The 13,716-nt window shown below is 39.8% G+C and carries 19 protein-coding genes and 1 other annotated feature; of the genes, 6 read left to right on the forward strand and 13 right to left on the reverse strand.

The genetic code is table 11. The annotated features are described in order from the left end of the window. Positions 1-183: 183 nt before the first annotated feature. The 3 genes from NYE23_RS18110 to spxA form a co-directional block, all read right to left on the reverse strand. Complete coding sequence (locus NYE23_RS18110) at positions 184-513, reverse strand: IDEAL domain-containing protein (RefSeq protein WP_341079764.1); 330 nt, start codon at positions 511-513, stop codon at positions 184-186. Positions 514-596: 83 nt separating this feature from the next. Beyond that, positions 597-1,010, reverse strand: a complete 414-nt coding sequence (locus tag NYE23_RS18115; protein WP_341079766.1) for an RrF2 family transcriptional regulator — start codon at positions 1,008-1,010, stop codon at positions 597-599. 85 nt (positions 1,011-1,095) lie between these two features. After that, entirely contained in the window at positions 1,096-1,491 is a 396-nt protein-coding gene (gene spxA, locus NYE23_RS18120) for a transcriptional regulator SpxA (RefSeq protein ID WP_076260056.1), read from the reverse strand. Between the two features lie 226 nt (positions 1,492-1,717). On the opposite strand from spxA, the gene pdxR reads away from it, so the two are divergent. Beyond that, positions 1,718-3,151 carry a MocR-like pyridoxine biosynthesis transcription factor PdxR gene (gene pdxR, locus NYE23_RS18125; protein ID WP_341079768.1) on the forward strand — a complete coding sequence of 478 codons (1,434 nt, stop codon included), beginning with the start codon at positions 1,718-1,720 and terminating at the stop codon, positions 3,149-3,151. A gap of 39 nt (positions 3,152-3,190) precedes the next feature. On the opposite strand, the gene NYE23_RS18130 is transcribed toward pdxR, so the two are convergent. From NYE23_RS18130 to NYE23_RS18145, 4 genes are all read right to left on the reverse strand, one after another. Continuing rightward, complete coding sequence (locus NYE23_RS18130) at positions 3,191-3,631, reverse strand: GNAT family N-acetyltransferase (protein WP_341079770.1); 441 nt, start codon at positions 3,629-3,631, stop codon at positions 3,191-3,193. 155 nt (positions 3,632-3,786) lie between these two features. Next, on the reverse strand, positions 3,787-4,224 hold the full coding sequence (locus NYE23_RS18135) for a YfmQ family protein (RefSeq protein ID WP_341079772.1): 438 nt from the start codon (positions 4,222-4,224) through the stop codon (positions 3,787-3,789). A 22-nt stretch (positions 4,225-4,246) separates the two neighbouring features. Then, on the reverse strand, positions 4,247-4,438 hold the full coding sequence (locus NYE23_RS18140; RefSeq protein WP_341079773.1) for a hypothetical protein: 192 nt from the start codon (positions 4,436-4,438) through the stop codon (positions 4,247-4,249). A gap of 158 nt (positions 4,439-4,596) precedes the next feature. Continuing rightward, the gene (locus tag NYE23_RS18145) at positions 4,597-4,827 is read right to left on the reverse strand and encodes a hypothetical protein (RefSeq protein ID WP_341079774.1); all 231 of its coding nucleotides are present in this window, start codon (positions 4,825-4,827) and stop codon (positions 4,597-4,599) included. A 201-nt stretch (positions 4,828-5,028) separates the two neighbouring features. Between NYE23_RS18145 and NYE23_RS18150 the strand changes: the two genes are divergently transcribed. After that, positions 5,029-5,505, forward strand: a complete 477-nt coding sequence (locus NYE23_RS18150) for a VanZ family protein (RefSeq protein ID WP_341079775.1) — start codon at positions 5,029-5,031, stop codon at positions 5,503-5,505. Between the two features lie 37 nt (positions 5,506-5,542). On the opposite strand, the gene NYE23_RS18155 is transcribed toward NYE23_RS18150, so the two are convergent. From NYE23_RS18155 to NYE23_RS18165, 3 genes are all read right to left on the reverse strand, one after another. After that, entirely contained in the window at positions 5,543-5,857 is a 315-nt protein-coding gene (locus NYE23_RS18155; protein ID WP_341079777.1) for a hypothetical protein, read from the reverse strand. A 68-nt stretch (positions 5,858-5,925) separates the two neighbouring features. Further along, a complete protein-coding gene (locus tag NYE23_RS18160; RefSeq protein WP_341079779.1) occupies positions 5,926-6,993 on the reverse strand; it encodes a serine hydrolase domain-containing protein in 1,068 nt (355 codons plus the stop codon). Between the two features lie 339 nt (positions 6,994-7,332). Then, on the reverse strand, positions 7,333-7,947 hold the full coding sequence (locus NYE23_RS18165; protein WP_341079780.1) for a hypothetical protein: 615 nt from the start codon (positions 7,945-7,947) through the stop codon (positions 7,333-7,335). A gap of 161 nt (positions 7,948-8,108) precedes the next feature. Here NYE23_RS18165 and NYE23_RS18170 point away from each other — a divergent pair, with 161 nt between their 5' ends. Next, positions 8,109-8,564: a YusW family protein gene (locus NYE23_RS18170; protein ID WP_341079782.1), complete on the forward strand. Its 456-nt coding sequence runs from the start codon at positions 8,109-8,111 to the stop codon at positions 8,562-8,564. Positions 8,565-8,706: 142 nt separating this feature from the next. On the opposite strand, the gene NYE23_RS18175 is transcribed toward NYE23_RS18170, so the two are convergent. From NYE23_RS18175 to NYE23_RS18185, 3 genes are all read right to left on the reverse strand, one after another. Further along, positions 8,707-9,414, reverse strand: coding sequence for a DNA alkylation repair protein (locus tag NYE23_RS18175; RefSeq protein WP_341079784.1), 708 nt, complete (start codon positions 9,412-9,414; stop codon positions 8,707-8,709). 140 nt (positions 9,415-9,554) lie between these two features. Next, positions 9,555-9,857: a hypothetical protein gene (locus tag NYE23_RS18180; RefSeq protein ID WP_341079785.1), complete on the reverse strand. Its 303-nt coding sequence runs from the start codon at positions 9,855-9,857 to the stop codon at positions 9,555-9,557. A gap of 34 nt (positions 9,858-9,891) precedes the next feature. Further along, a complete protein-coding gene (locus NYE23_RS18185; protein ID WP_341079787.1) occupies positions 9,892-10,560 on the reverse strand; it encodes a hypothetical protein in 669 nt (222 codons plus the stop codon). Between the two features lie 275 nt (positions 10,561-10,835). On the opposite strand from NYE23_RS18185, the gene NYE23_RS18190 reads away from it, so the two are divergent. The 3 genes from NYE23_RS18190 to NYE23_RS18200 all read left to right on the forward strand — a co-directional run bounded on the left by NYE23_RS18190 (position 10,836) and on the right by NYE23_RS18200 (position 13,515). Then, positions 10,836-11,090 (forward strand): YiaA/YiaB family inner membrane protein, encoded by a 255-nt coding sequence (locus NYE23_RS18190; RefSeq protein WP_009335475.1) that lies wholly within the window; start codon positions 10,836-10,838, stop codon positions 11,088-11,090. A 102-nt stretch (positions 11,091-11,192) separates the two neighbouring features. After that, positions 11,193-11,400, forward strand: a binding site (T-box leader). A 91-nt stretch (positions 11,401-11,491) separates the two neighbouring features. Continuing rightward, complete coding sequence (locus tag NYE23_RS18195; protein ID WP_341079788.1) at positions 11,492-13,222, forward strand: aromatic amino acid hydroxylase; 1,731 nt, start codon at positions 11,492-11,494, stop codon at positions 13,220-13,222. Further along, positions 13,219-13,515 carry a 4a-hydroxytetrahydrobiopterin dehydratase gene (locus NYE23_RS18200; protein WP_341079789.1) on the forward strand — a complete coding sequence of 99 codons (297 nt, stop codon included), beginning with the start codon at positions 13,219-13,221 and terminating at the stop codon, positions 13,513-13,515. Before NYE23_RS18195 ends, NYE23_RS18200 begins: the two co-directional genes overlap by 4 nt. The last annotated feature ends 201 nt before the right edge of the window (positions 13,516-13,716 follow it).

Raw genomic sequence — 13,716 nt, forward strand, 5'->3', positions numbered from 1 at the left:
AGCTAGAGCGTAATCTACAATTGTTTTTTAATTATATTAGGCCCCCGCGTCGGCAATAGCACCTTGTAATAGCTTTGAAGGAACACAGCATTATTATCCTAATCAATCACAACCGGGTTGGGCTAAAAAAAGTGCCTGCATCCACCTGCTGATAAGCAGACTGACACAGGCACTTCCCTTGATTTATTTAACATCCTTCACAAGCTCTCTCATTGAGTTCAGCTTCGAGGTCAATTCAAAGAACCATTCTTCATCTCCAGTGGAAAGAGCAAGATCAATCAGGAAATGAATCTGTTCCTTGTTGGCCACTTTTACTGCCGGGATTTTCTTAACCTGTTTGCTCTGCAGCGGAATGACTTTGCCTTCAATGGTTTTATTATCACTCGAAATCACCTTTGTCTTAATAATTCCTTCTTCAAGGTTCTCGATATAGCCAATGATCAGTTCCCCTTCACGGGATTTCCCCTTAACCCAATCTCCCGTTTTTAAAATGGCATTATGGTTGGACATCATTTCTTTCACCTTCTTCGAAGAGTTTTTTAAAACTGTAACATTTTTTATTACATTTTAGCTGCTGAAAGCCTGGAAGCTCCCAATTATATTTCCTTATGGATGAGATCAACGATATCTTTTAAGGTATAATGCTTCAAATATTCACCCAAATGTTCCTCTGCACCTAAAAAGATGCTGATCAGAACTCTTTGCATATTCGCACCCACAACACACGCTTCATTGGAATCCGGACACTTCGGCTGAAGTGCACCTTCAGATGTAATCTTATAAATATCCCAAAGATTCACTTCACTTAAATCCCGGGCAAAAATAAATCCGCCGCCCGTTCCCTCTTTTGATTTAATAAATCCATGTTTTTTTAATAAACTCAGGACTTTTCGGATGCGGACCGGATGGACACCTGCACTTTCAGAAATCGCATCGCTCGTTGACATGCGATCCAGCTGCAGAGCGAGATAAGTTAGACTGTGAATGGCAAGAGTAAAATCGCTATTCATGGCCGGCCTCCTATATTTTCTGCTGTTATACTGTAATGTTAAGTTTTACAGATTAGCTTGTCAAGAATTCACAGGATGGCGCTGTCTAGTTAGCCAATCTTTGCAGTTCATTGTATGAAAACGTACGGAATTTCCGTGGAAGGAAGCTGCGGATTTCGTCCTCGTTAAAACCGACCTGCAGTCTTTTCTCATCCAAAATAATCGGTCTGCGCAGCATTTGCGGGTTATCAATGATTAATTGATATAACTCTTTCAGCGGCATGGAATCAATATTTACGTTCAGCTCCTGGTAAGCTTTTGATTTGGTAGAGATAATCTCCTCGGTTCCATTTTCTGTAAGGCGAAGAATCGATTTGATTTCATCAACGGTAAGCGGATCGGTTACAATATTCCGTTCGACATACTCAATTTGATGCTCCTCAAGCCATGCACGGGCTTTCCGGCAGGAACCGCAGCTTGATGATAAGAATAAATTCACCATTTAAAAACACTCCCTCTATTGTATTCGTCTTTATAAAAATGTAATAATAAAAATTACAGTTAATACACCACTAATTTGCATTCATTTATGCTGCAGGATATACTGTAATAATAATATTTACAGTTAGAAAAGTCAACATGAACTTTTACTCAATCCTGCAGCCGATAATTTTTCTAAGAGCTGATATAATATTACATAACTCATTTTTTATAAAAGGATGTTTCAATTGGATTGGAAACCTGATAGAAAATCAAAAACACCTATTTATAAACAGCTGGCGATGTATATAGAAAACGGAATAGCAGATGGCACCTTCCCCCCAGACAAACCGCTGCCCTCAGAAAGAGGATTAGCAAAACAGTTTGATATCAATAGAAGCACGGTTGTTGCTGCATATGATGAACTGGAGTCAGACGGGATCGTTGAACGAAATCGGGGAAGCGGTACGATGGTCAGCAAGGATATTTGGGGAATGGCGAAAAGACGTATTCCAAGCTGGAACCGGTATATTGAAGCAGGCTCCTTTTTGCCCAACTTGCCAGTCACACAAAGGATCCATAAAGAACTCGCAGAGACAAAACTGATCAACCTGGCCAGCGGGGAACTCTCTCACGACCTCTTTCCTTTGGCTTCGCTAAGAGAGATTACTTCCAATCGCTCTTTTATCGGGACACTGGGGTACGATCACCCGCAGGGAAATGAAATTCTGAGAAATACACTGGCTGATCATGTAAAAGAGTTCCGGGACATCGAGACCAGCCCTTCTTCCATACTTATTACATCCGGTGCCCAGCAGGCCCTGCACCTTGTTGTCCAATGCCTCTTAAAACCCGGGGACTCTGTTGCCATCGAGGATCCATCTTATCACTACAGCCTGCCAATCTTTAAATCAGCCGGAGTCAAAACTTATTATTTAAAGACAGGCAAGGATGGAATAAATCCTGATGATATTATAGCCTTATATAAAAAGCATCGAATAAAGATGATCTTTTTAAATCCTATTTTTCAAAACCCAACAGGCACATTGCTTCCTGAAGACAGGCGCAGAAAAATCCTTGAATTGTCCTCTGAATACGGGATTCCGGTGGTGGAGGATGATCCTTACAGCCTAACACCCTTTACCGGCGAAAAAATGAATACACTCAAATCCCTGGATCGCAATGGCATTGTTTTATATATTAGTTCCTTGACCAAAATTGTCGCTTCCGGGCTTAGAATCGGCTGGATCATTGGCCCCAGATCGGTAATTGAGCGGTTATCAGATGCCAAGCAGCAGGTGGATTTCGGCCATGGAAGCTATTCACAATGGGTTGCGAATGATTTTATTGAGTCCGCAGAATTTGAGTCACATTTAAAATTTCTGACCAGGCAATTAGAACAGCGGAGAAACTCAATTGTTTCAAACCTGGATCACTTCCTGGAAGACCAAGTGGAATTTAGTACACCGCAAGGCGGAATCCATCTTTGGTGCCGGATCAAAAAAGAGCACAATGAAAATCAGCTGCTTGAAGAGTCAATAAAACAGGGTGTCATATATGTTCCCGGAACAACCATGGGATCCGGGAAAGGGTTCGTTCGTTTTACGTTTGGCAGGGAAAATGAAGAAAACATCCATGAAGGGATTAAGCGGTTTGCTGAGGCTCTGATAAATCTCGAATAATGAAAAAACGCCTGGTTTTCAGGCGTTTTTTCATTTTCATTAAATACTTAATTCATAATGATAATATTGCTCATCTCGCTTAAACCCGATTTTTTCATAGAGTCTTTGTGCAGAGAAATTATCAGGAGCCGTACTCAGGCAGAGACTTACCGCCCCAGTTTCAGCAGCGAGACCTTTTGCCTTGTCTATGAGCATTTCCCCTATTCCCTGTTTTCTTGCCTCTGCATCCACATACAAGTCATTCAGAATCCAGGCCCTTCTCATAGATATAGATGAAAAAGTTGGGTAAAGCTGAGTAAATCCAAGATACTTTCCTTCCTTTTTCACCACATATATGACAGAGTCCTCCTTCTCTAAGCGTTCTTTTATGTAATCGGCTGCTGCTTCCAAATCGGGTGCCTGGCTGTAAAATACACGGTATAAATTAAATAAAGCGGAAACTCCCTCTAGATCCTTCATTGAAGCTTGATAGATTTCCATCTTCATAACCACCTTTATAACTTTAATTAAGTAATTATATAAATATTAACAAATGTTTGTAAACTCAATATATCCATGTATTGAAAAAAGCCCCAATCTCTTAGGGCTTACCTTCCACACACCAAGGATCCAGGCATCTATTTGATATTCTTATTTCAACTGGCCTTGACTGCCAGGGAACTGCTTTGAAGGCTATCAGAAATCAGGCTATATGCGATGACCTTTTTCCTTCGCTGTTTGACCACTTCAATACGGTCCTTATAACTAAATATGAACAGCCTGTTATCTCTGTCCAGAAACTCGATAACTATCGGGATTCCGCAGTTCTCCGGCTGTAAAAAAAGCTGTTCGTTCCCAGGGTGGATATAATGTTTCTTAATAAATATTCCTTCATTGAACTGATTGATAATCTGAAGTTTCTCCTCATCTTCCAGTCTATTATCACCAATTGTGACTGTAACCTCTTTTACATCAAGCCTGGAGTGAGTTTCAAATTTCCGGATCAGCCAATTAACCGTGCTGGTCGGCATACAGGTCAGCACGATTTTCAGAAGACTAACGAGAATAAGTGGAACCAATACTGCCCATGTCATCTTTCTTCATCCCCATCTGTATTTAGATCCGCCAAATATAAATTCCTAGAGAAGCTAATCCGATAAAAATAATTACCACATATATTAAGGTTAAATTGGTGGTATTCCGTTTAGTTGAATTTCCATAGTTCTCGTCAGCCTTGCCTGTCAGCAGCAAAGTTGAAACCACAGCAAACACTAAGATAATTAGTACCAGTCCAAGCATTACTCCCATGCTGCGCACCTCTTCTTTTACATTTTAATAAACTAGTATAACTAAATAATATCGCAAAAGAGCCAACAATTAACCATCCACTTAATTATGAAATTAACCATCCACTTTCACCATATAAAAATGCCGCTCCCAGCTTATAATAGGCACGGCATTGAATTCTACTTATCAGGCATAAAAAAGACTGCGAAACCATTTCCTCCATGCTCTAATTTCTTATAAATCTGTTCAACCACTTCCAATGCTCTTTCATTAGAGTCATATTCCCCCAGCACTCTGCTCCAATATACAAAAAAACTCCTGCTTATTATTCCTTCCACAGCATTCGCTTTAACGGCTATCTCCTTCACATTGACTAAGCTTCTCTTATTTTGCGTCTTTACCCAAAGCATTCATATCCTCCTAATGGTTCTTTTTTAAATCTATAAAATGCACCTTTTCTGCGTAAATATTACTTTTAATCTACTGAGATGATTTCATAAAATATCCCTTATTTCTACTTTACATTATAATAGCTGGCAGTTAGTTTTTTGAGTGAAATCTGGAAAAATTATGATATTATTATCTAATACTATTTTTAAGCGGTGATAATTATGAAGAAAATAATAAGCTTGATCATGGGAATAAGCTTTCTTTCTTACTTATGTGCCTTAACAGTATTACTCTTCTTTATATCGAGAGGTTTTTGGTCAGACATGCAATTAGTGGAATATATGAAAATTTCCTCAAACCTTATGCCCTTTAAAACCATTAATGGGTATATATTGGCTATTTCCAATGGAAGCATGAATCTAATCATTCCAATAAAAAACCTTGCTGGCAATGTGGCTGCATTTTTGCCAATGGGAATTTTTCTGCCCTATTTTATTAAAAGGCTAAACAGACTTAAGTCCTTTACAATTACCATGACAGTCATGATCATTAGCGTGGAAATTATTCAGCTGGCCACAAGAAGTGGCAGTTTGGATATTGATGATTTTATTCTAAATATGATCGGAGCATTAATAGGGTTTGGTTTATGGAAAGCGATGACAAATCGGAAAGCAAGGAAAAATGCTGTGAACGTATAATAAATGCCTGTCTAACTGGTTTAGACAGACATTTTCATTACTGTGTTTTTTTAAGAATTAATCTAATCAGCAGCAGCCCATTTATGGCCAGCATAATTACTGCCACTATCGTTAAAAGGGCAATATCAGGCGCAAAGACAGAGATGGAATGCCAAGGAGAAGATGTGCTAAATGTGAAAAGAGGGATTAACGCTGCTGACAGGCCAATAAATAGCAAACCTAAGAAAAGTCCTGTTCCCTTTTGAAAATATTTCCGGGTTCTGAATCTTGTCCCTGATAATATTGAAAGTATAACCAGCAGCAGGATACATCCCAGCATAATGAATTGTATGGTCACACTTTGATTAGGCACTTTTTCAGGCTCATCGTCATTTAGTAGACTAATAATATGATTCTTCAGATAGAAAAGTCCATCTTCCTCTAAATATGATTCTTATTTGTCAGAATCACGCCGCCCCAGCCGGTTCCCGGAATACAAAAGACTTCTGAATGTGAATCAGGGGTAGAACCAGAATGCCAGATTATTTCTTTGGGAGTATCCGGGTTGGACATGCGGATCCCTAAACCATAATATCGGTCTTCACCTGTCTGAACCTGCGGTGACTTAAACAGATCCAAAGTTTTATCACTGATAAAATGATCCGGCCCTTTCCCGCTCAATAATTTTACAAATTGAACCATATCTGCAGAACTGGCCGTAATGTATCCGTAAGGTGCACCAGCATCATCATAGGCCACGGAACTTTTCACCGGAAATCCAAACCAGGATTGATACCCCCTCAGGTAGCTCTTCTCATAAGCTCCCTCTTTATTGGCCGCAGCATATTTCATCCCTAAGGGCTCAAAAATCTGCTGTTCCATGTACTCGGCATAGGACATTCCCGTCAGTTCTTCAATCATCGCACCCAGGATTAAGAAATTGGCATTGCTGTATTGATGCTTCTCACCAGGTACTGAAGTCAGCTTTTCTTCTGCCAGTTTCTTGACTTGATGCTTAACAGCCTTACTGCCTGTTAACTCTTTATCAGATAGTGCAAGCCCGTCATAGGTGCTGAACCCGCTTGTCTGCGCGAGCAATTGCTCCACTGTTATTTCGGCAGCTTTCTCATTGTTCAGTTTAAACCAGGGAAGATATTCTTGAATGCTGGCATCCAGGCGGATGGTTCCATTATCAGCTAATTTCATAATGGCCATTGCCGTTAATGATTTGCTTATAGAGCCAATCGTAAAAGGAGTTTGTTCTGTAACCTCCTCCTCTGATTCTCCAGTAACCCCCCATGATTTTGAAAAAAATAGTTCATTATTATGGATGATGGCAACTGAAGCCCCTGGAACTTTATAGTCTTCCAGGTAATCTTTAATTGCCTTCTCAATTTTTGCTTCGATGTCTTCTTCAGCTGAAGCCGAATTTTCAAGCAAATAACTAAATAAAGTGAACAAGAAAAGAACCAATATTATCTTTAATAAACTGGACGGCATGACTGCCATATAACCTCTCCCTCTACCAATGTTCTTGATCAACGGTTTGTCCTGCTGCTGGAATGCTAAAAATCATCTATGGGCACATTCCCTTTCTAGATTTCATCTTACCTGTATTTGGAAATGTCTATAATGAGCCTCAGCTTTATTTTCAAATAGGACTTGAGATGTAATAGAAGATTGGACTCTTTTCATCAAGATGGATAACGTAAGGAATAAATGGTGAATTTAGAGGGTAAATACGGCCAAGCGCACTTTACAAGCTGGGTTCCAAAGATGGGAGCTATAGCTGACTTGGTCAGGCTATATTAAGTACAATAAGAGCTGCTATCTAATAAAGGATAAGACTTATAATCTTATCCCCGATACTTCCTTATCTATTAATGCAGGTAATTCTAAAATGGATTTTAAATTAGGACTTTTTTTATAAGGCAGCATATCAATGCTTCCAATTTTAGTAGCAACATCATACTCTCCAATAATGGTGTCTAATAATATAAAGGCAGCATTTTCCCATTCTTCAAAATCAGAATCATAGCCTCTGAGATATAAAACAATGTCTAAAGTATCACCATTTTTTCTGTAAGTGAAATAGACATCATCAGGTCCTAAACGTATATCCTCATATTCTATAGTGGATATATCATCAACAGTACTTTTTTGGCGAAAGGCAATTATTTTAAAGCCTGCAAGCTGGGGTGCATTTTCAACAAGGTCAATGACATCTGGAAAGGCAGACAAGATGCCATCAGCGCTTATTATAAACTCTCTCTTTCCTTCGATAAGATCTGCACTAAATTCAAATGCTAAATCTTCATTTATCTTAGATAACTGTTTACTTAGTTTATTGAACAATGAATTTAAATTTCCTTCATCCAATAGATAATAGCCTTGTGAATTCTTTTCAAACCAGGTCCAGAACTCAGTAACTGTATAGTTTCTTCCAAAGATTTTTTTGAACATATTGTCCATCCTTTATGAGTAATTTAAATCATTATACTTAAAGAAAAGTTAAATTTAAATTAAAATTTTGGAAAACGCAAATACCACTAAGGATTAATTTAAGATTGGTTCAGTAAAATTTTGGGTACATTAAAATCAGCACCGTGATCAAGGAGGACTTTATGAAACTGAAATTTATAATCTCGGCATCTCTATCTGCATTATTGCTTTCAGCCTGCAATGATGACAAGGTAGAAAATCCGCCTGAAAAGGCACCTGCTGAAAACCAAAATAATGAAACATCCAATGAGGCTGCATTTAATTTTACGAATTTCGATCTTGAGGTGGAGTACAAAGATAATAAAACCATTGATGTGGATTATGAAAATGAAAAAAACGGAATGGAAGCCGCATATCAGGATGACCTTGCTGATCAGAATTTAACTTCGGATGAAGCGATGGAGAAGCTGACTCCAATTTTTGAGGAGCTTTCGTTTGATCAAAATACAGAAGATCAAAAGGTCATTAACCAGGTTAAAGACGCATTTTCAGTAGATGACAATTACCAAAAATTCGAATTGGAAGTAAAATTCCCAGATGGAACGGAAAAAGAATATTCAGAAACGAAAACTCAGTAAAAAACAAATGAGCTCAGAAGCATTGCCTCCTGAGCTCATTTGACGTGCCTCAGCTTTACCAGATCATCTTCTCACTCACCTGAAAACTGCTGCATTAGTTTTTTCAGGCGACTTTTCCCCAGTCTTTTGTTCAAAGCTATTCTCAACATATACAAGTCTTCCGCTTAAGCCCAACCCGTCCCTTTGATTCCACCTTCTCAATATATTCCTTGGCTAAAGGCACTTTACAGGCTGTGTTTCCGACATCCACATGCACTTTTCCGATATGTTCAGCAATATTCTTCGCTTCCTCGTTCAACTCTGGTACATAAGAGCCCACTGAGATAACAAAACCGTTCATTACATACCTTACTCGGTTTTTTTCATCATGAATGGTATTTTTAACTTGTGTCAATAATGCTCTTATCTCACTGACATCAAGCTCGTCATCAGGTGTGATCGATATATAATTAGAATACGTGTTCCAGCCGCAGACCGAAACCATTTCATCCTCAGATTTGATCCACTCCCGGGCCAAATCAAGAGCATACTCACTTTCCGCAGCCACTTGGGCCACTGTATACTCCGCAATCATGTACCAATATGCCTTTTCAGCCCATCCCTGTAAAGTCTCTTTTGTCATTAGCTCCGGATTGACAGATAGTCCAGCCAGATACATCGCATCATGATTTCCTGATTCATATAATTGAAGTGCCAGCCCTTGATCCTTCTTTACAAACTTCACCAGCTTTTTCAAATCTCCAACCTTCACACCAAAAAAAGGCTCCTTCGCCCCGTGATTCTTAAAAGTCCGCTTCGTCTGCTCTGTACCAAGCTCTTCAAGCTTTTGCATGATTTCTTCATAAGTCATAATCCTCACCCTTTCATCCAATTGCTTCCTATACATTATTGGCCTTGAGCTTTTACTTTAAGCCGAATTTTATATGTTCGTTAAGAAACTGAATATCAAAGGGTCTGCAGCCAGCCTGCATGGTCATTACCCTGTACTTTTTAACCCTCACCGTAGTATTCAGCAAAATAGAAGAATCCATATTTTCTTACTAAATAATTTCTCAACTTTCCTTGAGTCGCTTTTTCAACAGGAGGTTCCGTTAATGTATAAGCTTTAGCATTTAACTCAGCAAACCTATCCCGATCCACCTCATTATGAAAGTCGTCTTCAATAACCTCTGAACCGATGGCAGCTGCAGGATATCCGCTGAAAAAGACGTGGGTTCTTAATGCCATGTTTGGAGTTGAATGAAGCAGAATCAGCAGTACTCCCAAAACCGCTAATGGTTTCAGTTTTTTCATAAGTGCTCCTTCATGCGCACGCAATCCGGCTTTTTTATCCTGCCAATATAGAAAGAAGTCCAAGCTGTTTGATGAAAAATAGGATAACAGCCGTGAGCGGAATAACCCTTATGCGCTGAAAATGATTTTTAGGCAAAACAATCCACAAAAACACTGCTAACAGCAAAACAAATCCTTTTGGGATGGAGTAAGTATAGATAAAGCTAAACCCTTCACCAATAAGCAGGCTGATCGGCACAGCAGCACAAAACGCTGCAAGCCACCCTGCCCCTCTCGCAAACCATACAGTATAGCCGCAAACAAGAGAAAGCAAAGCAATGCTCCCCCAATAGATAAATTGGGATTTTGGAAAAAATCCGAACAGAATCATAGAATACAAATAGTAAGCGGACAGCATCGCAGAAAAGAACACTAAAACATGCAGACCAGCAGCCATTGGCGTTCGGCTCCAGGCTGCAAACAAAGAAGCTGCTGCTATCCAGAATCCAAGGTCAGAGCCAATTAACCCCAAAGCTGAACCATCTGCGTATTTGGCTATGAGCCCTAACATTGCTCCCAAAGCGAACACCGCTAGAGCAGTACCTATTAACCTCTTGACAGTTAAATGGTGGCTTGTTTCAGCCTTTTCCTCTTCCAAACCTTTCACCAGCACATTTCTAAGGAAAAGCAGAATCAGTCCTGGGATACCTATATTGGCTAACAAATCTTTACCTCCCTAAAGCCAATATTAAAATCAAACTGTAGTCTCTCTCTTTATTTAAACTTTTTTACACAAACATTTCATCTTAAATATGTGAATTTTCAACAAAAATCTAAAACAGTAAAAAACACCCATAAATTTATGTTGCGTTTTTTTACAAAAAAGGGTAATTTTATATAATATAGAATAAATTGTTACATCTTTTGTATTGGATTGTAAACTTACAGCTTCAAGGAGAGAACGAGAAAATATGTTAAGAAAAAAGGGGATTAAAACATATGCAAAAGTATAGAAGGAGAAACACGCCAGCCTTTACATTTTTAGCATACTTTACACTGATTGCCGGCGTTGGGCTGTTTCTGATCGGACTTTACAATGCTGATATGGAGCTTAATGAAAAAGGGTATTACATTGCCGTCATGCTTCTGGTGGCGGTCGGGTCCATTCTGACTCAGAAAGTGACAAGGGACAATGCCGAAGATGCGGAAATCATGGCAGAGCAGGAGCGCAGATCAGCTAAAATTGAGCAATAATACTCAAGCTCAGAAAGGCTTCTGGGCTTTTTCTTTTGATTAAATTTAAAAGGTATTGACTTTAATACTTAAAAGCGTTTAAGATATAAAGCATCCTAATACTTAAATGCGTTGAAGGAATTGAAGTAGTGGTATCCTCCCTGTTGCAGAGAGCTGGTGGTGCTGAAAACCAGTACAAAGGGGATCACGAATTACGTTTCTGGAGCATCTTATTTCTATTCTGAAATAAGACGGTTTAGCCGTTATTCTGTGAAGTGGTAAGTTCTATACTTACAATCAGGGTGGTACCGCGAATAAATTCGTCCCTGCTGAATGAACATTCAGCAGGGATTTTTTATACTCAAAAACTTTCGCACTTAAAAGCGTTTAAGCGTAAAACTCAATAAAAGGAGACATACCAAATGAAGAAATCGATACCTCTGCACTTACGTCCATTTACAGCCCAGCAGTATTACAATGCTTACAGCCCCATTGATCATGCGGTTTGGAGATATGTGATGAGGCAAAACCATCATTTCCTTGAGGACATCGCCCATGATGCATTCACTTCAGGCCTGAAGTCGTCCGGCATTTCCATCGACAGCATTCCACGGGTAAGTGAAATGAACGATCATTTAGATAAAATCGGCTGGGGAGCTGTCATTGTCGACGGATTGATTCCCGGCACAGCATTTTTTGATTTTCAAGCGCATGGCATTCTTCCAATTGCAACGGATATACGCCAGAAGACCAATATCGAATACACACCAGCTCCTGACATTCTCCATGAGGCGGCGGGGCATGCGCCGATTTTATTTGATGAAACCTACTCAGAGTTTGTTAAATTAATAGGGAATATTGGAGCTAACGCTTTTGCGACAAAAGAAGAACATGATGTGTTTGAGGCAACCAGGCATTTATCTATTGTCATGGAAAGTCCAGCTTCAACTGAAGAAGAAATTGAAGCAGCCAAACAGCGATTAAAGGAAAAACAGCAGCACGTAAAAGGACTTTCTGAAGCTGAGCAAATCTCCAGGATTTTCTGGTGGACGGTCGAATTTGGACTGATTGGCGAACTGCAAAAGCCCAAGATCTTTGGTGCAGGACTGCTGTCATCTGTTGGCGAAAGCAAACATTGCCTGTCCGATCAGGTGAAGAAACGCCGGTTCACAATTGAAGATGCTATTAACACCAGCTATGACGTTACATCTATGCAGACCCAGCTATTTGTTTGCGAAAGCTTTGAACAATTGATAGAAGAAGTGACGAGATTCAGCGAGTCGATGGCCTTCAGGCAAGGCGGAACAGCGGCTATCGAAAAAGCGATTGCTTCAAGCCAGGTTGCGCACATCGAACTCAATTCAGGCATTCAAATTACTGGTCTTTTCACTGATATCATGAAGGATGCAGAAGGTGAAGCCATCTTTGTCAAAACGACAGGTCCGAGTGCCCTTTCGATTCAAAATGAACAAATTAATGATCATGGTCCTGATGTTCACAATGACGGCTTCGGAGCACCGATCGGAAAATTGGCTGGAGACATTAAGCTTGAGAATCAAACGGAACAGAGCCTGAAAAAACTTGGCATCGAGATGAATAAAATGATGCAAATCACCTTCGAAAGCGGAGTAGAAATTTCCGGCCATGTGACGAATCTTTTATTTAATCATGGTTCCCTTGTTTTAATATCACTTGAAGAATGTCTCGTCAAAAAGGGAGATGAAATCTTGTTCCACCCCACTTGGGGCACATATGATTTAGCTGTGGGCAGCCGGATTGTTTCTGCACGTCCAATCGCAGCCGATTACGCTGCATATCACGGGGAATCTTTTATGAATGAAGAAAGCCCAAAAGAAGGAACAGCCCTAACCCCTCTGGAAGAATTATATGCGGAAGTAAGACAAATCCGGGAAACGAATTTCCCACAGGATGTCCTTCTTCACAGTGTTATCGGGAAGATTCTCCATGAGTTTCCGGAAGAATGGCTGCTTCAGCTGGAAGTTCTGGAGCTGCTTGAAAAGCATGACAAAGAATCGCCTTTAAAAAAACTGCTCCTGGACCAGCTTGAAATGTTAAGTCAGGAAGAACGCTATGTCCGCCTGATTCAAAACGGACTCGATGTCATCTATGATCGGAGGCATGTCACGGTATGACAAAAATAAGCGAACAAGAAATAGCCCGGAATCTATCCATCCTGCCGGACTGGAAAAGAAAAGACAGCAAATGGATTGAACGGCGCTATCGCTTCAAAGAATATTTGGACGGTATCTCCTTCGTAAATAAAATTGCATCCCTTGCTGAAAACGAAAATCATCATCCTTTTATCGCCATTCAATACAAAATGGTGATCGTCTCCCTCACTTCCTGGAGTGAAAATGGGCTGACAGGTCTGGATTTTAAGCTAGCCCGGCAGATAGATGATGTTTACCTTACAGACCATAATTAAGAAATTAAGTGCCTGCTGAAGATAACGGGCGCTTACTTTTCCCTTGCATCAAGTGGATATTCATATTGCTTTAATGTATGATGTTAGGCTTTGGAGGGTTCTAGGCATCGAAATTTCTTGTACGGGAAAGTTGTTAGCAGGTCACTTATAAAGTCAGAAGAGCGTTAAGAGGTTAATCATTTTCATAAAAAATACTCAAGC

Source organism: Cytobacillus sp. FSL H8-0458, from assembly GCF_038002165.1.
Classification (GTDB): Bacteria; Bacillota; Bacilli; order Bacillales; family Cytobacillaceae; genus Cytobacillus.